This is a genomic window from Campylobacter sp. CCUG 57310, from assembly GCF_013201975.1.
GTDB lineage: Bacteria > Campylobacterota > Campylobacteria > Campylobacterales > Campylobacteraceae > Campylobacter_A > Campylobacter_A canis.
Window position 1 is genome coordinate 1,894,913 of sequence record NZ_CP053845.1, and the last position, 21,324, is coordinate 1,916,236.

The 21,324-nt window shown below is 40.0% G+C and carries 20 protein-coding genes and 1 tRNA gene; 10 read left to right on the forward strand and 11 right to left on the reverse strand.

The window, feature by feature from the left end; all coding sequences use genetic code 11:
• The gene (gene hemJ, locus CORI_RS09565) at positions 1-435 is read left to right on the forward strand and encodes a protoporphyrinogen oxidase HemJ (protein ID WP_169942910.1); all 435 of its coding nucleotides are present in this window, start codon (positions 1-3) and stop codon (positions 433-435) included.
• A gap of 143 nt (positions 436-578) precedes the next feature.
• Here hemJ and CORI_RS09570 read toward each other — a convergent pair whose 3' ends face one another.
• From CORI_RS09570 to proC, 4 genes are read right to left on the reverse strand one after another with little or no spacing between them, the layout of a single operon-like run.
• Positions 579-1,304: a TonB family protein gene (locus CORI_RS09570; protein WP_173031781.1), complete on the reverse strand. Its 726-nt coding sequence runs from the start codon at positions 1,302-1,304 to the stop codon at positions 579-581.
• The gene (locus tag CORI_RS09575; protein ID WP_173031782.1) at positions 1,301-2,569 is read right to left on the reverse strand and encodes a WG repeat-containing protein; all 1,269 of its coding nucleotides are present in this window, start codon (positions 2,567-2,569) and stop codon (positions 1,301-1,303) included. Before CORI_RS09575 ends, CORI_RS09570 begins: the two co-directional genes overlap by 4 nt.
• Before the next feature lie 9 nt (positions 2,570-2,578).
• Positions 2,579-3,511, reverse strand: a complete 933-nt coding sequence (locus CORI_RS09580; RefSeq protein ID WP_173031783.1) for a DUF4299 family protein — start codon at positions 3,509-3,511, stop codon at positions 2,579-2,581.
• Between the two features lie 56 nt (positions 3,512-3,567).
• Positions 3,568-4,356 (reverse strand): pyrroline-5-carboxylate reductase, encoded by a 789-nt coding sequence (gene proC / locus CORI_RS09585; protein WP_173031784.1) that lies wholly within the window; start codon positions 4,354-4,356, stop codon positions 3,568-3,570.
• A 160-nt stretch (positions 4,357-4,516) separates the two neighbouring features.
• Here proC and CORI_RS09590 point away from each other — a divergent pair, with 160 nt between their 5' ends.
• Positions 4,517-4,765: a chemotaxis protein gene (locus tag CORI_RS09590; RefSeq protein WP_173030302.1), complete on the forward strand. Its 249-nt coding sequence runs from the start codon at positions 4,517-4,519 to the stop codon at positions 4,763-4,765.
• 149 nt (positions 4,766-4,914) lie between these two features.
• Here the strand turns inward: CORI_RS09590 and CORI_RS09595 are convergent, their stop codons facing one another.
• Together CORI_RS09595 and proB are read right to left on the reverse strand one after the other, a co-directional pair.
• Entirely contained in the window at positions 4,915-6,162 is a 1,248-nt protein-coding gene (locus CORI_RS09595; protein ID WP_173031785.1) for a glutamate-5-semialdehyde dehydrogenase, read from the reverse strand.
• 8 nt (positions 6,163-6,170) lie between these two features.
• Complete coding sequence (proB, locus tag CORI_RS09600; RefSeq protein WP_173031786.1) at positions 6,171-7,289, reverse strand: glutamate 5-kinase; 1,119 nt, start codon at positions 7,287-7,289, stop codon at positions 6,171-6,173.
• A gap of 207 nt (positions 7,290-7,496) precedes the next feature.
• On the opposite strand from proB, the gene CORI_RS09605 reads away from it, so the two are divergent.
• The 4 genes from CORI_RS09605 to CORI_RS09620 are packed head-to-tail and all read left to right on the forward strand — an operon-like array spanning position 7,497 to position 10,949.
• Positions 7,497-8,648: an ABC transporter substrate-binding protein gene (locus CORI_RS09605; RefSeq protein WP_173031787.1), complete on the forward strand. Its 1,152-nt coding sequence runs from the start codon at positions 7,497-7,499 to the stop codon at positions 8,646-8,648.
• Positions 8,638-9,678, forward strand: a complete 1,041-nt coding sequence (locus CORI_RS09610; protein ID WP_173031788.1) for an iron ABC transporter permease — start codon at positions 8,638-8,640, stop codon at positions 9,676-9,678. Before CORI_RS09605 ends, CORI_RS09610 begins: the two co-directional genes overlap by 11 nt.
• Positions 9,675-10,448 carry an ABC transporter ATP-binding protein gene (locus CORI_RS09615; RefSeq protein WP_173031789.1) on the forward strand — a complete coding sequence of 258 codons (774 nt, stop codon included), beginning with the start codon at positions 9,675-9,677 and terminating at the stop codon, positions 10,446-10,448. The genes CORI_RS09610 and CORI_RS09615 overlap by 4 nt, the downstream gene beginning before the upstream one ends.
• A 48-nt stretch (positions 10,449-10,496) precedes the next feature.
• Complete coding sequence (locus CORI_RS09620) at positions 10,497-10,949, forward strand: DUF523 domain-containing protein (RefSeq protein WP_173031790.1); 453 nt, start codon at positions 10,497-10,499, stop codon at positions 10,947-10,949.
• A 66-nt stretch (positions 10,950-11,015) separates the two neighbouring features.
• On the opposite strand, the gene CORI_RS09625 is transcribed toward CORI_RS09620, so the two are convergent.
• A complete protein-coding gene (locus CORI_RS09625; RefSeq protein WP_173031791.1) occupies positions 11,016-12,560 on the reverse strand; it encodes a flavocytochrome c in 1,545 nt (514 codons plus the stop codon).
• A gap of 342 nt (positions 12,561-12,902) precedes the next feature.
• Between CORI_RS09625 and CORI_RS09630 the strand changes: the two genes are divergently transcribed.
• Positions 12,903-12,978: transfer RNA gene (locus CORI_RS09630), tRNA-Val, on the forward strand.
• A gap of 221 nt (positions 12,979-13,199) precedes the next feature.
• On the opposite strand, the gene sdhE is transcribed toward CORI_RS09630, so the two are convergent.
• From sdhE to sdhA, 3 genes are read right to left on the reverse strand one after another with little or no spacing between them, the layout of a single operon-like run.
• Positions 13,200-14,060 (reverse strand): 8-methylmenaquinol:fumarate reductase membrane anchor subunit, encoded by an 861-nt coding sequence (gene sdhE / locus CORI_RS09635; RefSeq protein ID WP_173031792.1) that lies wholly within the window; start codon positions 14,058-14,060, stop codon positions 13,200-13,202.
• A gap of 3 nt (positions 14,061-14,063) precedes the next feature.
• Complete coding sequence (sdhB, locus tag CORI_RS09640) at positions 14,064-15,026, reverse strand: 8-methylmenaquinol:fumarate reductase iron-sulfur subunit (RefSeq protein ID WP_173031793.1); 963 nt, start codon at positions 15,024-15,026, stop codon at positions 14,064-14,066.
• Positions 15,023-16,870: an 8-methylmenaquinol:fumarate reductase flavoprotein subunit gene (gene sdhA / locus CORI_RS09645; protein ID WP_173031794.1), complete on the reverse strand. Its 1,848-nt coding sequence runs from the start codon at positions 16,868-16,870 to the stop codon at positions 15,023-15,025. Before sdhA ends, sdhB begins: the two co-directional genes overlap by 4 nt.
• A gap of 734 nt (positions 16,871-17,604) precedes the next feature.
• On the opposite strand from sdhA, the gene thrS reads away from it, so the two are divergent.
• Both thrS and infC read left to right on the forward strand, forming a co-directional pair.
• Entirely contained in the window at positions 17,605-19,413 is a 1,809-nt protein-coding gene (gene thrS, locus CORI_RS09650; protein WP_173031795.1) for a threonine--tRNA ligase, read from the forward strand.
• The gene (gene infC, locus CORI_RS09655; protein WP_169942926.1) at positions 19,410-19,928 is read left to right on the forward strand and encodes a translation initiation factor IF-3; all 519 of its coding nucleotides are present in this window, start codon (positions 19,410-19,412) and stop codon (positions 19,926-19,928) included. Before thrS ends, infC begins: the two co-directional genes overlap by 4 nt.
• 36 nt (positions 19,929-19,964) lie before the next feature.
• Here the strand turns inward: infC and CORI_RS09660 are convergent, their stop codons facing one another.
• Positions 19,965-20,495 carry an isoprenylcysteine carboxyl methyltransferase family protein gene (locus tag CORI_RS09660; RefSeq protein WP_173031796.1) on the reverse strand — a complete coding sequence of 177 codons (531 nt, stop codon included), beginning with the start codon at positions 20,493-20,495 and terminating at the stop codon, positions 19,965-19,967.
• Between the two features lie 132 nt (positions 20,496-20,627).
• On the opposite strand from CORI_RS09660, the gene CORI_RS09665 reads away from it, so the two are divergent.
• Positions 20,628-21,320, forward strand: coding sequence for a pirin family protein (locus CORI_RS09665; RefSeq protein ID WP_173031797.1), 693 nt, complete (start codon positions 20,628-20,630; stop codon positions 21,318-21,320).
• Positions 21,321-21,324: the final 4 nt, after the last annotated feature.

Sequence of the window (21,324 nt, forward strand, 5' to 3'; positions counted from 1 at the left end):
ATGGCGGAATACTATAATCTCATTAAGTATTTTCACTACTTGGCGTTCATATCGTGGATGGCCGTGTTGTTTTATCAACCGCGCCTATACGTATATCACGCAGAACATATGGATAAACCCGACTTCGTAAAAGTAGTTGAGGTTCAAGAGTATAAGATGTATCACTATGTGGGCTGGGTTTCTATCATCGGCACGTTTTTAACTGGAATTTTGATACTTGTGGCAATACCCGACCTGCTTAAAAGCGGATATGTGCATGTAAAGCTTACCGTAGTCGTGCTGCTAGCGATATACCATCTTGATCTTGGCAGATACATGAAACTGCTTCGCGAAAAACGCTGTAACAAATCAGGCATGTTTTTTCGCGCATACAACGAAGTGCCTACTATAGCTATGGTCATCATCATCTGGATGATGGTCTATAAACCGTTTTAAAATTTAGCGTCTTCGGGCGCTAAATTTATCTTTTTTTACTATAACTGTTTTATTCTTACTATCCGATCAAATAAGTAAAATTCTCACATTGCTAAACAGGTTTAATAAATTTACATAAAACAATCTCAGACTGCTTATAAACATTACCCGGACACTTTATAACTGATCGGAGCTATTATTTGAGTATCACGGCTAGGCTTTGGGAATTTGGCTGAAATTTCTTTGATAGTTTTAATCGCCGCATCGTCTAAAATTTTATGTCCCGAACTATTTTTTATCTTGATATCTTTTATCTGTCCGTGTGGAGTAAGAGTGAATTGTACTACAACTTTTCCGCTAATTCCAAGTTCTAAAGCCTCGTTTGGATAAGTGGCGTATCTTGAAATAATACTTGCTATACTATCATCGCTATCATCGATATCGCCGCTTAAAAATTCGCCGTTTTGGCTAAAAAAAGCAGTCGCCTTTCCCTTTTGCGCCTCTATCTCGCCACTGCTTAAAAAGCTGATTTTGGTAAATTTCACAGGCACCAAGATCTTGCCGTTTCTATCGGCAACTCCCCAGTTTAATCCATCCAGCGCAATTAAAACAAGCCCGCTCTTATGTAAAAAGACATATTCGTAAATCGCAGGGATTATAAACTCGCCATTTTTATCAATCAGTCCGTGCTTGCAAATCTTATCGCAACCATCAACCACTACGGCGACTTCATCGCTAAATTCATAAGCCAAATCATATCTAGGTGAGATAATCTCAAAGCCGTTTTTATCGGCGTAGCCAAATTTTCCGCCTGACTCAAATGGCGAAATTTCAGAAGCCATAACAAAAGCGGCTAAAATCAAAAACGCAAAATAAGCTTTAAATTTCATCTGTCAATGCGCTTTACTATGCCCCATTTACCGTCTTTTTGGGCTGCAAAAATATCCGCTTGTATGTGATATGCCATATCATAAATTATCGGCAAAACTATCTTGTTATTTTTGTCTATAAAGCCCTGTTTGCCGGATTTTTTAACCCAAGTGATCTCGTCTTTAAAATTTGCGATAGCTTCGTATTCAAGCGGGATTATAAATTTGAAATTTTTATCCACTACGCCGTATTTACCGCTTTTTGCAACTACGGCTAAACCGTCTTTAAAGATATCGGCATCATCAAATTCAAAATCCATGACAAATTTCCCGCTCATATCCGTAAAGCCAAATTTACGGCTTGCAACTACGCCGTTTAAGTGCCTTTTGTATTTTTGGACCATGACAAAATTTTCGCCCGATATCGTTGCGTTATCAAATTTTAAAGGCACAACTTCCTTTCCGCTAGTATCGATAACACCCCATTTTTCGCCTTTGCTAACTTCGGCAAAGCCGTTTTTAAAATCCGCGGCGGTGTCGTAAATTTTATCTATCACGAGCTTGCCTGTTTTATCTATATAGCCTTGCTTGCGAAAGCCGACTCTGGCAAGTCCGTCGTTAAAAGCGCCGGTTAAATAATCTCCCTGCAAGACTACGTTTAAATTCTCATCTATAAATTTCGCCCTCTCCTCGCCACGCTTTCTAGCTATGAAAAGTCCGCTTTTATCAACGACAATATGCTCTTCGTATTCTACGGGCAAAACAATCTTGCCGGAAGTGTTTATAAGACCCGCTTTTCTATCTTTATACTCAAAAATTTTGGCGAATTTATCATCTATCCAATAAGCTTGATCGTATATTATAGGCGTTACGACTTTTCCGTTTTTGTCTATAAAACCGTATTTGCCGTCTTTTGACACTTTTGCGATGCCGTTATTAAACAAAAAGCCGCTAACGCCTTTATTTAAAAGAAAAACAGGCTCATACTCTATGGCGATTACGACCTTGCCTCTCTTATCGATGAAGCCGTATTTTGCGGCGCTATCTGTTATCTTGGCAACTATGGCAAGCCCCTCTTTGAATTGGGAAAGATAGTCGTAAACAAACGGCAAAATTTCCCTTCCCTCTAAATCTATAACGCCGTATTTGCCGTCTTTTTTAACGCTTATCAACCCTTCTGCGGAAAAAGAAAGTTCATCGTAGATAAAAGGCGCTATGATTTTTTCTGTTTCTGCCGCCTGCACAAAAAGCCCCATGCTAGCGATACCAGCAATGATAAATTTCATTATTTTCAATCACTCGCCCTCCGCTTCAAGTCTATTTTTACACTTTGAGATAAGCTCGTTTAATTCTTCACGCAAAAGCCCTTTGACTACCATATAATTTGCGTCTAAAAACTCAAATTTATCTTTAGGCAAATTTGATATAAAATCATCATACCTAATCGTGCCGATAACCTTATAATCATCTAAATTCTCGCTATCGCCATCAATCGCCACTAGCGATATAACCCACTCAATCTCTTCATTTTTTATATCAAGATTTATATTTTCAACCATCGGTTCATAAGGCAAGATAGTATCAAGCTCTTGCGTAAGGGCGTAACTGCCCAGCACTGCGCCGTCATCTTTTTTGTAAAATGCCTGATTGGCGCTAAAAGCGTCGTGGTATTGAGTGTGCTTGACAAGCTCGTCAAATTCTTTTACCGCATCGCTGCCGGCTAAAATTTCTTCAGCCATCTTAGAACTTATGGCAACAGGCCTATAAACGCCTTGCATATACATCATATCATGGTCTCTTAGCGCATTTAACCCCGCTTTTATATCGCGTTCATAGTCAAATTTCTCTATCTCATCGGGGCTAAATTTCTCATGCTCTTCGCTTACGATATCGCTTCCCATGCGATGGGCTAAATTTTTCATATATTCAAGAGCTATTTTCCAATCAAAGCTCGTGCTTGGCGTGAGAATTCGAACGCTATAGCTTTTGATTTCGGGTTCATAAGATAACTCAAACCCGCGCCCGCTTACTCCGTCAACTCCTAAAAGCAAGCAGGTATAATCACTCAGCTTTGAAGAGTAAAAGCCTTCCACGTCAAAGTCCTCCCCGCTCTCATCAAAGCTAAATTGCGTGATATTTGGCGAGATGTTAAAACACTCTTCCACACTTAAAACATCTGCGTAAGTTAGAAATTTCTTCTTGTTTTTAATGTTAAAACTTACACTCACGGCTTACTCCTTAAGTTTATTTATGATTTTAGCGGATCAAGCTTGCGAATTTAGACTTAAATTTTGCCGTTTGCCTTATCTGCAGCGGCATTTACGGCCTCTATCACGGCTGATCTAAAACCTCTTTCTTCAAGCACTCTAAGCGCTTCTATCGTAGTTCCCGACGGCGAGCAGACCTCATCTTTAAGCACTGCGGGATGCTTGCCGCTTTTTAGCACCATATCGGCACTTCCCGCGATGCTTGCCGCAACTATCTCGTAAGCCTTGGCGCGAGGAATTCCGTTTAGCACTCCCGCATCGGCTAAAGCCTCGATAAATACAAATACATACGCAGGCAAGCTTCCTGCAATACCCACAAACGCCCCCATGAGCGACTCGTTTATCTCATGCGCCGTGCCGAAGCAAGCAAGCAGGTTCATCACGCTATCTTTTTCTTGAGCGCTTAAATTTTCTCCGAAACTTACCGCCGTCACGCCCTCACCGATCGCTGCAGGAGTGTTTGGCATGGTTCTTACTATCTTTTTGTTTTCGCCGATTATGCTCGCTACTTTTTCCATGCTGAAATTTGGCGCCAAAGTAATGATAATCTGGTCTTTTATATCTTTTTTGATCAAATTTAAGAGGTTTTCATAACAGTTTGGCTTAACGGCAAGCACGACTATATCTGCGTTTTGCACTACTTCACGCTCATTAGCAAGCGGAGTGATGCCAAATTTGAACTTTAAATTCTCGTTTTTGCTTCTGTCATAGACGAAAATCTCCGCCAAATCAGCAAATTTAGAATTTGCAACTGCCGCTATCATCGCGCTTCCCATATTCCCCGCGCCGATAAATCCTATTTTCATCTTTTCTCCTTAAATTTAACTTACCGATGATATCCAAATTTTGTTTTGTTTTGCCTTGTTCTTAAAATTTGCAAGTATTGTTTAGTGATTTTAAGCATCTCTTTGTCTATATCATGATAACATATATCAATTTTATAAAAATAAATCAAAAAGGCTAGATATGGATAATAATCTACTTCAACAAAACGATGAACATATTGTTCGTGCCCTTGAGAAAATCAATTCGGCGATTAAAAATTTCATCGATATGTCAAAAGATGAGCCAAAATTTAAGGAGTATTATATAGAGCTTACGAGCATAGGACAAGAAATTTTTAAGCTGCACGAGAAGTTTCATAGCGAATTTAAAGAGCTAGGAGACTGCAAAGAGAAATTCTACGGCAAGTGCGATAAAACAACGCTTGCATAAGTCATAAACTCGCACAAAGCCTTCATCTTGGCAAATTTGTAGCTGTAAATAAAAATGAAAGCGGTTAAATAAACCGCTCATCAAGAAAATTTTAAACACTACAAGCCGCATATATTCTTAATTACGGCTTGTAGTGGTTGTCTGCTAAATCAGCGAATTTGCCCGTTTCCTCTAACGACATATTTAACCGTCGTAAGCTCTTTTACGCCCATCGGTCCGCGTGCATGAAGCTTTTGCGTACTGATACCTATCTCCCCGCCAAAGCCAAATTCTCCTCCGTCGCTAAATCGCGTAGAGGCATTAGCATACACAACCGCACTATCAACCGCATTTAAGAACTTCTCGATATTTTCATAATTTTGGCTTAAGATACTATCAGAATGCCCGCTTGAATGGGAATTTATATAGCTTATCGCTTCGCTAGTGTCCTGCACCGATTTTACCGCCAAAACGAGGTCTAAAAACTCCTCTCCGAAATCCTCCTCGCTCGCAAGGCGCACATTGCTAAAACCGCCGAAATTTTCATATAAATTTCTATCAAGTCTTAGCTCGACACTGTCAAGTTTAGCGATCAAGCTAGGCAAAATTTCATCGGCTATTTTTTCGTGTAAAAGCACGCATTCAACGCTATTACAAGTGCTTGGACGCTGAGTTTTGGCGTTTTTTATAATCTCTATGGCTTCGTTTAAATTCGCACTCTCATCAACATAGATATGACACACTCCCGCGCCCGTTTCTATGACCGGAATCGTTGCGTTTTGGATGATAAATTCCTTTAAATTTTTACCTCCGCGCGGGATTAGGACATCGATAAATTCGTGCATTTTTATCATTTCGCTTACGGCCTTGCGATCCGTGTTTGTAATTAGCTGCACGGCATTTTTAGAAAGAGAGAATTTGTCCGCGACTCTATTAAACAAATTTACAAGAAATTTATTCGAGCTTATCGCATTTCCAGAGCCTCTTAGGATAACGGCGTTTGAGGATTTAAGCGCCAAGGCTGCGGCATCTATAGTAACGTTTGGGCGGGATTCGTAGATGATGCCAAGCACGCCAAGAGGCACGCGAATTTTGCTTATCTGCATGCCGTTTTTATGCCTCCATCCATCTAAAATTTCTCCGATAGGATCGGGGAAATTTGCAAGCTCTAGCACGCCTTGCGCCATCGCTTCGATCCTAGAATCACTCAGCTTAAGTCTATCAAGAAGTGCCGCGCTCAAACCTGACTTTTCGCCGTTTTCAAGATCGATCAAATTCGCCGCTTTTATCTCCTCTTTGCAAGCTAAAATTTCACTTGCGACGGCTCTTAAAATTTCGTTTTTTGTGCTTGCACTTAAGTTTAAAAGCTCGGCGCAAGATGCTTTTGCCTTTTGGCAAATTTCTAAAATTTCACTCATTTTATCTCCTAAACCAACATCAAATTATCAATATGCACGACATTATCATCGTATTTGTGTCCCAAAATTTCCTCTATATCCTCGCTTTTTCGCCCTTTTATGAGCGCAATTTCGCTTGATGAGTAGTTGCTGATACCCTTTGCTACAAGCTTGCTTCCTACGGTTATCTTCACTACCTGACCGCGCTTAAATTCTCCTTGCACTGCGCAAACGCCTACAGCCAGCAAGCTCTTGCCGTTTTTTAACGCCTTTAAGGCTCCGTCATCAATTATCAAATTTCCTTTTTGAGACGTGCCGTAAGCAAGCCAATATTTGCGTGAATTTATCTTTTTATCTTGGCGCAAAAAGAGCGTTCCCACATCTTCGCCATTAACTGCTCGCAAGATATTTGCAGGATCTTCTCCGCTTGCGATGATCAAATTTGTGCCGATTTTAGTAGCCATTTCAGCGGCAATTATCTTCGTTTTCATGCCGCCGGTGCCAAATTTACTTCCCTCGCCTTCGGCCATATTTTTGATGCTTTCGTCGATATTTTCTACCGAATTTATGAGTTTCGCGTCTTTAAATTTGCTCGGATTTTTATCATAAAGCCCGTTAATATCGCTTAAAATTATAAGCAAATCGGCATCAACCAAACCCGCCACAAGGGCCGAAAGAGTGTCGTTATCGCCTACTTTCAGCTCGTCGCTTACGACAGGATCGTTTTCGTTGATGATAGGAATTATCTTTTTATTAAGAAGTGCGTTGCAGACGTTTCTTGCGTTTAGATACCTTTGACGATCGCTAAAATCGCCCCTTGTAAGAAGAAGCTGCGCGATAGTCTTTGAATGCGCCCAAAAAAGAATTTGATAAAGATGCATTAAAGCCACTTGTCCCACGCTTGCAACTGCTTGTTTTTCGCTTAGAGCTTTTGGCTTTTGAGTTAAATTTAACTGCCCCATACCCGCTCCGACCGCACCTGAGGTAACAAGTAAAATTTCATATCCTAAATCGCTAAGCGCACTTAAATTCGCAACTATTTTTTTAATCTTATCCTCATTAAGCTTGCCGTCGCTTTTAGTAAGCGTTGAAGTGCCGACCTTGACGACGATTTTGCGAACATCCTTTAAGAGCTTTTTTCTGTCCATTTCAAACCTTAAATTTGGCTTTTAAATTTATCAAAAGTATAGTATGGCTATGCTTTTAAAGCCTTAAATTTAGCCGTGAATTTTCAAATTTCAATCGTTTAAGTAAGACTGATAATCAAAAAATATGCTTAAATAATATTAAATTATTTTTTATCATATTTTAGCTAACATCATAAAAGCTGAAATTTATCGTTGAAAGGGGCATTTATGAGGTTTTTATTAGCTGTTTTTATGATTATAAATTTGGCGTTTAGCACTAGCTTCATAAAAGATATGCGCGGCGTAGAGGTAAAGATCGCCGAACCGCTTACAAAGATAGCGACTATCGATGATGGCTTTGTCGAAGGTGTGATGACGCATCTTGGCGTGATTGACAAGGTTAAGGTTATCGGCTCTTGGTCGATAAAAAGAGACTACAAATACTCCTTCACAAGGCGCTCGGGCGAGAGCTACACGCTTCGCGGCTGGAACACGATGAAGTATCTTCACCCTTGGCTTGATGAACTAACCTGCATAAATTCACCGCAAGGAAACGTGATAAACTTTGAAAATTTAGCCAACGAAAATCCGCAGTTAGTCATCCTTCGCGTCGGTGACTGCACACTTAGAGGCTCAAACAAAGACGCGGCTGAAAAGACTATCTCAACTATCGAGGCTCTAGGACTTCCGCTTGTAGTTATTTACGCGCCTAAAGGGGCTGAAATTTCGACCATGAAAGAGGAGATGAGAGTTCTTGGCGACGTGTTTAATCAAAGGCAAAAGGCGCTTAAGCTATTTGAATATCTTGACAGCACTCAAAAGCTCATAGAGGAGCGAACAGCCAAGCTAAAAGAGAGTGAAAAAGTAAGCATGCTTTATATGGGGCTTAATCCAAACGTGCGCAAAAACGGCGGTATGGCGACAGCTTACGGAGTAAATACGCCCGAATCTTTCATCATACAAAATGTCGCAGGTGCTAAAAACGCATTTACGGGCGATGGCACAAACGTGATCTTAAGCACTGAGCAACTTTACGCGATAGATCCTGATGTGATCGTGCTTCCTACATCAAACGGCTATCACCCTGCAAGCGAGCTTCTAGACTCTCCTGACTTTGAAAAGCTAGGCGAGCTAAAAGCGGTGCAAAACAAGCGCGTATATGCGATGCCTTGGTCGCCGATGAACTGCGCTAGACGCGTCGAATACCCTATCGACATGCTAATCATCGCAAAAGCTGCGTATCCAAAGCTATTTAGCGATATAAAGGTTCATGAGTTCGTGCTTAAATTTTATAAGGACGTTTATGGCGTAGATGAGGCTACGGCTAAGGCGCTAAGAAGCGAGCAAATTTTAGACTGGACCGTGGAAGATGACTTCTAGCGAGCATGCTAAGTCAAAATTTAAATCAAAATATGTATTTTTAATATTTCTCGTCGCGATACTTGCCGTTTGCATGGTCGCGGCACTCATGCTTGGGGATTATAAAATTTCCGTTAGCAAGATAATCGGCGTGCTTGGACTTAAGCTTTTTGATTTAGAGGCTTCAGGCATAACAAAGATGTATCAGATCGTAGTTTTTGATATCAGAATGCCTCGAATTTTAACCGCAGCCATCATCGGCTTTGCCCTATCAAACGCAGGTGCCGTGTATCAAGCCTGTTTTAGAAATCCGCTTGTCGAGCCGTTTATCCTTGGAGCTAGCTCGGGAGCTGCGCTTGGAGCGGCATTTGGGATCATATTTGCTGGATTTTTCCTAAGCATAACGGCAAGCGCGTTTATGTTTTCGCTTTTGGCGGTATTTTTATCATACACATTAGCGCGAAACGGCGGTATAGTGCCTGTGGTGGGGCTTATACTTTCAGGCGTAATCGTAGGCTCGATATTTTCGGCAGGTGTTTCTATCATCAAGTATGCAAGCGAGGATGCGCAACTTCGCGAGATAACGTTTTGGATGATGGGTGGGCTATACTACTCCAAATGGGACGCGCTTGGCGAAATTTTAGCAGTCGTTGCGGTGTGTTTTGCGGTTTTAAGCGCACTTTCTTGGAAGCTAAATTTGCTCTCTTTAGGGGATAACCAAGCAAAAAGCCTTGGTATAAATCCCGAAAAATACAAATTTATCTTTATCGTCATAGCCACGCTTATGACGGCAACCTGCGTGGCAAATGTCGGCATAATCGCATGGATAGGGCTTATCATGCCACATGTGGCAAGACTTCTAATAGGTCCTGATAATCGGTGGGTGCTACCGATAGCTGGGCTTTTGGGCGCGATTTATCTGCTTATATGCGACACCTTAGCGCGCACTATAACGATGGCTGAAATTCCCGTTGGTATCATCACTTCGCTTGTGGGCGCGCCGTTTTTGATAGTGCTTTTAAGAAGCAAGGCAAAGGAGCTTTTAAAATGAGTTTTTCAAATATGCTTGAAGCTAAAAATTTATCGTTTAGTTATGGGGATTTTGCGCTTAAAAATATAAATTTAAGCGTTAAAAGAGGCACGATCTGCGGACTGCTTGGAGCAAACGGAAGCGGTAAGAGTACATTTTTTAACTGCTGTATGAATTTTTTAGAGCTTAAAGAGGGGGAGATCCTCATCAATTCGCAAAGCTCAAACCGCAAGGACTCATCTTGGCTAGCTAAAAATATCGCTTACGTAGCTCAAAATTTGGAGCTAAATTTCCCGTTTTACGCAAAAGATATCGTGCTCATGGGGCGCTCTCCTCACATAAAAAGCATATTTGGTCCAAGCAAAAAGGATAAGCAGATAGTGCGTGAGGCGATGGAATTTATCGGCATATCAGAGCTTGCCGATAAGCGCATGAGCGAGCTTAGCGGCGGGCAGCGCCAGCTTGTATTTATCGCGCGTGCTTTGGCGCAAGAAACACCTTTGATGCTGCTTGATGAGCCCACATCCGCGCTTGATTTTAAAAACCAAATTTTGCTTTGGAAAATTCTGCAAAAGATCGCAAGCGAAGGCAAAACGATCATGATATGCACGCATGAGCCAAACCATATATTATGGTTTTGCGATGAGGTCGTGGCGTTTGACAAAGGCGAAGTGGTCGCCACAGGCAAAGTAAAAGATATCATAAACAATAAGTTTTTAAAGCGAATTTACGGCGATACTTGCAAATTTAAAAGCCTCAAAGAGCGCGATATAATATTTCCGAATTTATGATTTTAACTTCTAAATAGATACAATTGGCTTTAAATTTAGGAATTTAAAGTGAAAGAGAAAATTTTAGTAAGTGCCTGCCTGCTTGGTGCAAATTGCAAATATAACGGCTCAAGCAACCAGACAAAAGAGCTTGAGCGCAAATTTAACCATCTTTCTTCAAACTATGAAATTTTATCCGTCTGCCCCGAAGAGCTTGGCGGGCTTGCAACTCCAAGAGAAGTAGCTGAGATAAATGGCGAAAAAGTCTTTACAAAAAATGGCAAGGACGTAACCGAGCAGTTTTTAAAAGGGGCTAAAATTTGTGCCGATCTAGCCTTAAAAAACGGTTGCAAATTCGCCGTTTTAAAATCCAAAAGCCCAAGTTGCGGAAGCAAGCTTATATACGACGGAACATTTAGTAAAACTCTTAAAACAGGCGATGGCTTTACCGCAAGAGCTCTAAAGCAACTTGGCATAAAAATTTTAGATGAAAATTTCAGCTTAGATGATATAACAAAGTAGTTTTTGTAGCTATTTATACTACAAATTTAAAGAGATTGAGACGCCGCTTGGACGTCCCAAATTTGGCTATAAATTTTCGCCCGCTATCATACCAAAGACTATGCAATCGGTTATTGCGTTGCTTCCTAGGCGGCTTGCTCCGTGAGTACCGCCCGTGATCTCGCCAGCTGCGTAAAGCCCTGCGATAGGTGCGTTCGTATCGGAGCTGATGACTTGAGCTTTTGTGTTTATCTTAAGTCCGCCCATAGTGTGGTGAGGTTTTGGCGATAGGCGTATCGCGTAGTAAGGACCGCTCTCTTTGATACCCTCGCCTTTTAGCTGATCTACTTTCTTGCCGAATTCATCTTTGCCGACCTTTACGCCTTCGTTATATTTAGCAACACTTGCTTTTAGCTCATCTGCCGGAATTGAGTAATTTTTCGCCAGATCATCAAGAGTTACAAACTCTTTCATCACTCCGCTTGTCATCGCTTTTTCTACCAACTCAGGGTTAAGCTCTCTAAAGCCCTCTTTAGTCGTAAATGTCACAGGGAAAGCCTTAGGGTCTTTTACCAGTATCTTAAATTCAGCGTCCGCTCTAGTTTTTCTATCGGCTAGCTCGTTCATGAAGCGCTTGCCGGTCTTTACATCAACCGCTATGCCATATTTAAACGTACCTTGCTGAGTGAGGATCGGGGCTGAGCCAAAGCCTCTTTCATCAGGGCTTGCCCACGGACCAAACTGAATCCAATCAATATGCACAGGCATAGCGCCTAGCTTTAACGCCTTTAAAAGCACACCGGCGGTTGCGCCTTGATGGTTTGTAGAATCAACGTTATCAGGGATTCTTGGATCTTGCAGTTTTCTTAAAATTTTATCGTTGCAAAAGCCGCCTGAAGCCAGCACAACGCCATCTTTTGCTTTAAACGCTTTTTTCGCTCCGCTTGTGTTTTCAAGGTCGTCGCTAAAGAGTTTGCCGTCAAATTTATACTCCTCTCTTGCCGTTACTCCTACGACTCTACCGCTGTCATCTACGATAAAATCATCCATCTTGGTTCTTTTTAAGAGCTTGCAACCATCAAATTTTTCAAACGCCGCAGCTAGAGGCTGAACTATGCCCGAGCCGCTATCGTTGGTAGTGATCATCGATCTAGCGACACTGTGTCCGCCCATCCAAGCGTTGTGGCTGTCTTTAAACTGCGCTCCGTGCTTAACTACAAATTCTAAAGCGTCGTTTGCTCTTGCGGCAATGGTATCAAGAAGCTCGGTGTGGTTTATGTTTAGTCCCGCTTTTAAGCAGTCTTCTTTAAAGAGTTCAGGCGAGTCTTTTATGCCGTTTTTTTCTTGAACCTTATTCATCGGAACCGCCATAACTCCGCCGTTGATAGCCGAATTCCCGCCTACGCGTCCCATCTTTTCAAGAACAAGAACCTTCTTGCCTCGCTCGGCAGCTTTAACTGCAGCCGCAAGCCCCGCAAAACCAGAACCTATAACGACGACATCAAATTCCTCATCGAATTTAACATCTTTTTGCGCTACGGCAGCCTGTGCATTTATGCCGCTAAGTGCGAGAATTCCCGCTGTAGCGGCACCAAATTTCACAAAATCACGTCTTGATAGAGTGTTTTGCATATCGCCTCCTTGTTTAAGATGAAATTTCATGAATTTTAGCAGAATAATGTTTTAATTAATATAATTTTAAATACAAAAATTAAATTTATTTTTCAAATTTTAATTTAAAAATGGCTGTTAAATTTATCAGCTTTCTGAAATTTTTATCTTGTGAAATTAAAAAATATGTGCCATATCAAAAACACCAAATCAAGTAAGTAGCGAGGTAAAATATAGCCGATTGATTTTTACAGGGTCAAATTTAGTCATCAAATTTAGTTTTACTCTCTAAAATTTGAGCTTTAAAAGCCAAATTTCAAATAAATTTTAACTTTAACTTGCTACAATACACACCTACTTGATGGTCGCGTAGCTCAGCTGGTAGAGCACTACCTTGACATGGTAGTGGTCGGAGGTTCAAGTCCTCTCGTGGCCACCATTTTATCTTTACAGACTGTCTAAATTTGCTCTTAGTTTATCGAAATTTGTATAGTTTTAGCCATCTTTATTTTTATTTAAATTCACGTTTGCTTTTGGCATTATTGAATTTAAATTAAATATATTGCCACTTTTCTACAAGAAATTAGTTTTATGATAATAAATTTTTAAATAAGCCATATAAAACAAGCGGAGTAAATTTATCTACTCCGCTTAAATTTGTTAAACTAATTTAGTAGCATCTATTATATTTAGATCAAGTCCAAGCTTTTCATTATCAAGTCCAAGTGCAAGACCTACAAGCTGAGATAAGTGTATGATAGGCTTTCTGATATCGGAATTTTGAGCGTCCTGATACCTCTCTTGATAAATGTCAAGCTGCATTTGGCACAATGGACAAGGAGTTACGACTACATCGGCTCCATTTTGATCGGCATTTTCTACTATCTGACTTGACATCTTTTGTACTGATTTTACGGCAGGATAGCTTGCATGAAATCCGCAACAATCAAGCCTCTTTTCAAACGGAACTATATTAGCTCCAAGCGCGCTTACTACAGCCTCAAAGCTCTTTGGATTGGTAGAACTCTCTTTTGTTAGCTCTTTTTCGGGTCTTAAGGAGTGACATCCGTAAAATAAAGCTACATTTAAATTTGATAAAGGCTTAACTACTTTGGCCTTTAGGGTGTCTAAATTTTGATATAAAATCCACAAAAGGCTAGTTATCTCAGTATCCCCCTTGTAGTTCATGCCTCCTACTTTCAGATATTCGTTTATGCGATCTTTGGCTCCTTTGTCGAGAGCATTTTTAGCTTTCGTTAGAGTTAGCATACAGGTCGAGCAAGTAGTAAGCAAAGGCATCTTCATACCCTCTGCAAGTGCGATATTTCTAGCATTTGCCACCAAGCTTGCTATGGGATCTACACACTGAGCCTGAGATGCGCCGCAACAACTCCAACCCCTTATCTCATGAAGCTTGATATTAAGTATAGGCGCGATCGCCTCAAGACTCATCTTTGATTCTTTTGCCGCTTGAGATAATACACAGCCCGGAAAAAATGCAAATTCGTTTTGTGCGCTCATATCCTACTCCTTGTTTGCGGCTCTTGCCGCTTCGATCATTTTTACTAGCTCTGCATGTCCCCCTATCTTATCGTCTCCAAAAACATGAAGAGGATTCATCTTGCCGGCCATCATTAAATTTGCGGCTATATCCATCTTGCCCATATTTGCTATCACTCCTTCGGAACGAAGCGCAAGTTTAATCTCATTTAGTCGTCCGCTACCTTCTACCATATCCAATAAAAAAGCTTCCGCATGCCCCGGACCCGAGCCTTCATTTAGACCCTTTTTCATAGCCATTACTCTAAGCATTGATATGTCGCTTTGAGAACTTATGCCTTTTGGACAGCGATCGGCGCACTCTTGACAATGAACGCATAGCCATAATCCATTAGCAAGCGCCGGCTTTAAGTGCATCATCGGGTCTTTGCTGCGCGAGTCGGCTGCAGCGCGATATGCATGGGTAAACACAAACGGCTCCATATAATCGCTTCTATCCGCTTCCAGTTTAGAGCATTCAGAAGCGCAACAACCGCACAAGATACAGTCCCATTGCTTGCTTATGCGATCAAATTCTGCTTGAGTTTGCGTACAGCCTCTCTCTGATGAAAATTCATCTTTAGGCACTATAGCGGGGCGAATTTTGCGTAAATTTTCTATACTTGGTTCCCAATCTACAACAAGATCAGATATCACGCGAAAATTTTCAAGCGGAGATATAGTCAGTTCGTTTGGATTATCATACTCCTTTAACAACTCATGCATCTTTGTATCACAGGCTAAATAAGAGTGTCCATTTACTCTAACTGCACAAGCACCGCATATGGCCGACCGACAGGATGCGGTGAAATTTAACGACACATCACGAGTTTGCTTTATAAGCAACAACACACTAAGTAGCGTCTTGCCTTCAATCTCTTTATCCGTTAGATTAAATGCTTGTTTGTATTTGGTACGTCCGTCAAAGCGGTCTATGATGATTTTCATTCTGGTTTCCTTCCATCAAGCGAGAATTCGGTTATGACGACATCTTTATACGATAACTCAAGCTTATCGTTTTTTAACGTCACTATACTGTGTTTTAAGAAATTTACGTCGTCGCGTTTTGGATAATCTTCTCTAGTATGCGCACCACGACTTTCTAAGCGATTTTGCGCCGCCAAACAAGCGCAACGAGATAGCAAGATCAAATTCCCAAGCTCGACATAATCCGTAAATGCGGTATTCATAATAGGATTTGAGTCCGCTACGTTTAGCTTGTCATATCTAGCTTGGATATCTTCCAGTTTTTTAGCCAGCAAATCAAGCTTCTCTTGGGTTCTAAAAATCCCCATCAAATCCCAGTTTTGTTTTCCTAATTCTTCGCGTAGTCCATATATATCATTTGCACCACCTTTGCCATTTGCAACTTCTTTAAATTTGGTTTGCCATTTTTGAGCTAGTTCATGAGTTTTTTTGCCATCACTAAAATTAGCGTCTTTTGCATATTCTACCGCTCCGACGCCTGCTAGATGTCCTGTCACTACAGCATCGGTTAAAGAATTACCTCCCAGACGGTTTGCGCCATGAATGGATACACAAGAAGCCTCACCACCTACGTAAATACCGCCTACTTTTGTGCTCATATCATCAAATTTAACTACTTCTATACCGCCCATAGAGTAATGTGCCGTAGGACGGATAGGCACCGGCTCTTCAATAAGATCGATATTTTGAAAAAGCATTGCGGTATGGCGAATTTTAGGTAGTTTTTTCATAATCGTATCTTTTCCTAGATGACGAACATCACAAAGCACATATGAAAGCAATCCTTCTCCGTATCCACGCCCTTCACGAATTTCAGTTTCAATAGCACGCGCTACTACATCCCGAGGTGCAAGCTCCATCCTTTCATGATATTTTTTCATAAAACGCTCACCTTTGTTATTCAAAAGATATCCGCCTTCACCTCTAGCAGCTTCGGTAATAAGAGTACCGCCATTTTGTACGCCTGTAGGATGAAACTGAATCATCTCGGAATCTTCAAAACCAAGCCCCGCTCTAAGAGCGGCCGCTACACCGTCGCCTGTTGCTATAAACGGCGTTGAAGTTCTATTATAAAAAATTCTAGTATATCCGCCGGTAGCAATAACTAAAGATTTACAAAGCACGGGATAAATTTCTCCCGTTTGAATATTGCGAAGCACTACTCCTTCGCATTTGCCGTCTTTAACTCCGATATCAAGAAGCTCGTGATCCATTAAGAATTTAACTCCGCTACTAATCGCGTCATCAAGACAGGCATGCATTAAGATATGACCGGTCTTATCCGCAGAAAAATTACAGCGGCGCTTACTAGCTCCACCCATCATACGCTGAGCAACACCTCCTTTGTCGGTACGTGAAAATAATGTACCGGCATAATCCATATCGGCTATAACCCTGCCTGCCATCTGAGTAAATTTAAGCACCGCATCTTGATCGGCTAGATACGCCGAACCCTTAACGGTATCGTAAGCATGAAGTTTATAACTATCTCCGTTTTCCAAATCCGTCACGCCATTTATACCTCCTTCTGCCATACAGGTAGCATTGCGAGAAGGCATCATTTTTGTAGCAACAACGACGGTTAAATTCGGATTATTTTTTCTTGCCGCTACTGCAGCTCGCAAACCAGCCCCGCCAGAGCCAATAACCATAACATCAACCGATGGTAAGCCTTTTTTATTATTACCTTCTTTTTTCTGCTTATTTGCCGCTACATCATCTCCGCATCCACTTAGAGTTAATGCTCCTACGCCAATACAAGCGGTTTGAAGAAAGTCTCTTCTGGTAAAATTTTGTTCGCTCATTAGATTTCCTCTTGAGTTTAAATTTTAAGCACTATTTGTCGTGCACATTTAACTATATTTACTCTATGTTTTTATATAAAGACTATAAAATATCAATTACTCCTTAAAAATAATATTTAATTTGAAAAGCATAATTTTACATATTTTTTATTCAATAGAGTTTAAATTTGTTTATAGTTTTTAACATTTTTTACAAAATATAAAAAATTATATAATCTGTATAGATTTTATATTTTTAATAATTATAAGATATCGACAATATCGTTATTTTATAATTAGCAACTATTCTTAAATTTTAAAATTTACTACAAAAATAACAATATAGAACATACAAATATACTAATTATTTTATTTAAATACTATACTAAAATTATGGATTAATATTTATTATCAAGCAAAATAATTTTAGGATAAAAAGTGGAAAGGCAACCACTCCTTTCCACAATAATCGGGAGAAAAATGAATCAAAACAATGCAAAGACGAGATATTGCACGATCCATTTACGATTCAAATACTAACACCAAATATCTTAAAATATAATTAATTATATTAATACTAATCAAAGTCTTACAGTGAGTATCTTTTTATAACAAGAAATCAAATTTAAGTTCAAATTTGACTCTCAATAAACCGTTAGCAAATCAAATATTAAGAAAAGCTTAAATACATTTTAGATAAAATCGTTCATCATTCTTTTGGTGTTTAAAAGAATATTCGGTAAAAAAGGAAAAATATGAGCGATATAATCGCATACAAACTAAACGGAGAGATAGTCGATACTCAAAGTATCAAGGATTTAAATTCGGCAGAGCCTATTTATTTTGATAATTCAAAAGAGGCTTTAAGCGTTATCAGGCATAGTTGCGCGCACCTTATGGCGGAAGCTATCAAAAGCCTTCATCCGGAAGCGAAATTTTTCGTAGGTCCTGCAATAGAAGACGGATTTTATTATGATTTCAGAGTTGATAGCAAGATCGGAGAGGCGGATTTAGAGGCGATAGAAGCCAAGATGAAAGAGCTTATCGAAGCTAAAAAAGACATCGAAAAAACCTGTTTTACAAAAAAAGAGATAAGCGATAGATTTATAAACGATGACTTAAAACAAGAGGTCTTAAAGCGCATTCCGGACGGCGAAGTTACTATGTATTCTCAAGGAATTTTTGAAGATATTTGTCGCGGACCGCATGTGCCAAATACTAAATTTTTAAGATTTTTTAAACTTACTCGCGTTGCTGGAGCGTATCTTGGCGGAGATGAAACACGCGAAATGCTTACTAGAATTTACGGCACGGCATATGCAGATAAAGAGAGCTTAAAAGAGCATATTCGTATCATAGAAGAGGCTAAAAAACGCGATCATCGCAAGCTTGGTACGGAGATGAAGCTATTTACTTTTGACGAAGAGGTAGGCGGAGGTCTTCCTATATGGCTACCAAACGGCGGAAGACTAAGAAGCAAACTGGAACAAATTTTATACAAAGCTCACAGAGATAGAGGCTACGAGCCTGTTAGAGGGCCTGAGCTTTTAAAAGCCGACGTATGGAAAAAGAGCGGGCATTACACAAACTACAAAGAAAATATGTACTTTACGACTATTGACGATGCGGAGTACGGCATTAAGCCTATGAACTGCGTCGGGCACATCAAAGTTTATCAAAGCGAAATTCGCTCTTATCGCGATTTACCTGTCAAATTTTTTGAATACGGAGTAGTTCATCGTCACGAAAAAAGCGGAGTTTTGCACGGACTTTTTAGAGTGAGAGAATTTGCGCAAGACGATTCGCATATCTTTTGTTCTCCCGATCAAATCAAAGAAAACATACTGGAAATTTTAGCATTTGCCGGAAAGATAATGGAAAATTTCGGCTTTGAATACGAGATGGAAATTTCAACAAAGCCGGCAAAAGCGATAGGTGATGATGAAATTTGGGATATAGCTACAAAAGCCCTTAAAGAAGCACTTGATGAAAACGGATTTAAATATGGTATAGATGAAGGCGGCGGAGCGTTTTACGGACCAAAAATCGACATCAAAATAACAGACGCGCTTAAACGCAAATGGCAGTGCGGAACGATTCAGGTTGATTTTAACCTGCCTGAGAGATTTGACCTTGGGTATATAGATAGCAACAACGAACGCAAACGTCCTGTTATGCTTCACCGTGCGCTACTTGGAAGCTTTGAGAGATTTATAGGAATTTTGATAGAGCATACAAGTGGAGAGTTGCCATTTTTCATAGCTCCTACGCAAGTTGTCATAGTTCCTATCAACGATAGCCACTTAGACTATGCTAAACAAGTTGCAAAAGAGCTTAGAAAAATCAATGTCGATAGCGAAATTTCAAGCAAGAACGAAAGCCTAAATAAACGCATCAGAAGTGCCGAAAAACAGCGCGTGCCTATGATAGTAGTTATAGGGGATAACGAAGCTCAAAACCGCAGTATAGCGCTACGCGACAGGCATAATAGAGAGCAAAAAGATATGAAACTAGAAGAATTTATCATTTTATTAAAGGAGAAACTTAGTGAGGTGCATTTTTGAGTAAAGAAAATGAAGTATTGCTCAACGAAGAGATAAGAGCGAGTGAAGTAAGATGTGTCGGCGATGACGGCACAAGCTATGGCATCATCTCAAGAGATGAGGCTTTAAAAATCGCTGAAAAACAAGGTCTTGACCTAGTGCTAATAGCGCCTGATGCAAAACCGCCTGTTTGCAAGATAATGGACTATGGAAAATTCCGTTATCAACAGGAAAAAAAGCAAAAAGAAGCTAAGAAAAAGCAGAAAATTATCGATGTAAAAGAGATAAAACTATCGGTAAAAATTGCGCAAAACGACATAAACTACAAGGTTAAACATGCTATTGAATTCCTTGAAGATGGAAAGCATGTTAAATTTAGAGTATTCCTAAAAGGTCGTGAGATGGCTACTCCTGAAGCCGGAGTTGTTATGCTCGAAAAAGTTTGGGATATGATAAAAGATATAGGAAATAGAGACAAAGAGCCTATCATCGAAGGTCGTTATGTCAATATGCTTGTAACTCCAAAGAAAGCTTAATTCACAAAAGCCCTTTTTAAAGGGCTTTTCTTTTTATTATTTATTGCCGTTTGGTATGATAATCTCTTTTAAAATACGGTTTTCCTCTTCTATTCTTCTATAAAGTATAAAAGCGTAAACTGGCAAGATAATTACCGCAGAATAAAATGCATGGCACAGCATCGCAAGCCCGATAAGTTCAGGCACGATATTTAAGAAATAATTAGGATGTTTAACCGTCTTAAAAAGCCAGTGATTATTAAACTTATGCTCTTTTGCGACCATAAGTTTAACCGTCCAAATTCCGTCTAAAAGAGATATAACAACATAAAGCATAATCATAGAAAATACAATAAGCCCCGCTCCTATGGCGCTTTGAGTATCAAATTTGGCTTTTGTTACTATCGCTTCGATAAAACACGACAGATAAAAAACTATATGCAGTATCGTAAGGATCTTTGAATTTTTTGCACCATACTCCCTGCCTCCGTTTTGCAGTATAGATCTTTCGTTTCGAATCGATATTTTTAAAAACAAAAGCCTAAGCACAAACACCGCCACAACAGCAACCCAAATATAATATTCCATATCGTTTAACCTTTATTAATAATATAAAAACCAAAACAATAGCAGTTTCTTTAGCGATTGTCAATAAGCAAAAATTTTAAGCTATCTTTTTAGAAAAAACAACTAATATTCCAAGAAAAAATAGGAGAAAAAATGATTCAAACAAGATATGCGCACGAGCGCGGGCAAGGCGGTGGCGGAGGATGGCTTGATAGCAGACACACATTCTCTTTTGCCAATTATTTCGATCCAAATCACATGGGATTTTCACACCTTCGCGTTATAAACGAAGACTTCGTAGCTCCCGATAGCGGCTTTGGGACACATCCTCATAGAGATATGGAGATACTATCTTACGTACTTAGCGGGCAAATAGCTCATAAAGACAGCATAGGAAATGTTAAAACTCTCAGTGCAGGCGAATTTCAGATAATGAGTGCGGGAACCGGCATAGCTCATTCGGAATACAATCCAAGCAGCACCGATGAGCTGCATTTTTATCAAATTTGGATAGTTCCAAACCAAAAAGGCGTAAATCCAAGATACGAACAAAAAGAATTTGCGCCAAAAGAGGGAGCAACGCTTCTACTTTCGCCAAATGCCGATGAAAATTCATTTAAAATTTATCAGGACATGAAGCTTTTTAGATATCAATACAAAGCAAATTCCACCGAAGAGATCAAGCTTGATGCAAACAGAAAATACTGGCTTCAAGTCGTAAAAGGCGAATTAAGCGTAAATGATACTAAGCTAAAAACAAGCGACGCTTTAGCGATCACCGAAGAGAATGCGCTTTATATAGATACGTTTAGCGAGGTTGAGTTTTTACTATTTGACTTGGTTTGATTAC

Coding starts and splice junctions, on each gene's coding strand:
- CORI_RS09665 (WP_173031797.1), top strand. CDS start 20,628: ATGATTCAAACAAGATATGCGCACGAGCGCGGGCAAGGCGGTGGCGGA.
- CORI_RS09660 (WP_173031796.1), bottom strand. CDS start 20,495: ATGGAATATTATATTTGGGTTGCTGTTGTGGCGGTGTTTGTGCTTAGG.
- sdhB (WP_173031793.1), bottom strand. CDS start 15,026: ATGAAAATCATCATAGACCGCTTTGACGGACGTACCAAATACAAACAA.
- proB (WP_173031786.1), bottom strand. CDS start 7,289: ATGGACAGAAAAAAGCTCTTAAAGGATGTTCGCAAAATCGTCGTCAAG.
- CORI_RS09605 (WP_173031787.1), top strand. CDS start 7,497: ATGAGGTTTTTATTAGCTGTTTTTATGATTATAAATTTGGCGTTTAGC.
- CORI_RS09625 (WP_173031791.1), bottom strand. CDS start 12,560: ATGCAAAACACTCTATCAAGACGTGATTTTGTGAAATTTGGTGCCGCT.
- sdhE (WP_173031792.1), bottom strand. CDS start 14,060: ATGAGCGCACAAAACGAATTTGCATTTTTTCCGGGCTGTGTATTATCT.
- sdhA (WP_173031794.1), bottom strand. CDS start 16,870: ATGAGCGAACAAAATTTTACCAGAAGAGACTTTCTTCAAACCGCTTGT.
- CORI_RS09570 (WP_173031781.1), bottom strand. CDS start 1,304: ATGAAATTTAAAGCTTATTTTGCGTTTTTGATTTTAGCCGCTTTTGTT.
- CORI_RS09615 (WP_173031789.1), top strand. CDS start 9,675: ATGAGTTTTTCAAATATGCTTGAAGCTAAAAATTTATCGTTTAGTTAT.
- proC (WP_173031784.1), bottom strand. CDS start 4,356: ATGAAAATAGGATTTATCGGCGCGGGGAATATGGGAAGCGCGATGATA.
- CORI_RS09595 (WP_173031785.1), bottom strand. CDS start 6,162: ATGAGTGAAATTTTAGAAATTTGCCAAAAGGCAAAAGCATCTTGCGCC.
- CORI_RS09590 (WP_173030302.1), top strand. CDS start 4,517: ATGGATAATAATCTACTTCAACAAAACGATGAACATATTGTTCGTGCC.
- hemJ (WP_169942910.1), top strand. CDS start 1: ATGGCGGAATACTATAATCTCATTAAGTATTTTCACTACTTGGCGTTC.
- thrS (WP_173031795.1), top strand. CDS start 17,605: ATGAGCGATATAATCGCATACAAACTAAACGGAGAGATAGTCGATACT.
- CORI_RS09575 (WP_173031782.1), bottom strand. CDS start 2,569: ATGAAATTTATCATTGCTGGTATCGCTAGCATGGGGCTTTTTGTGCAG.
- CORI_RS09610 (WP_173031788.1), top strand. CDS start 8,638: ATGACTTCTAGCGAGCATGCTAAGTCAAAATTTAAATCAAAATATGTA.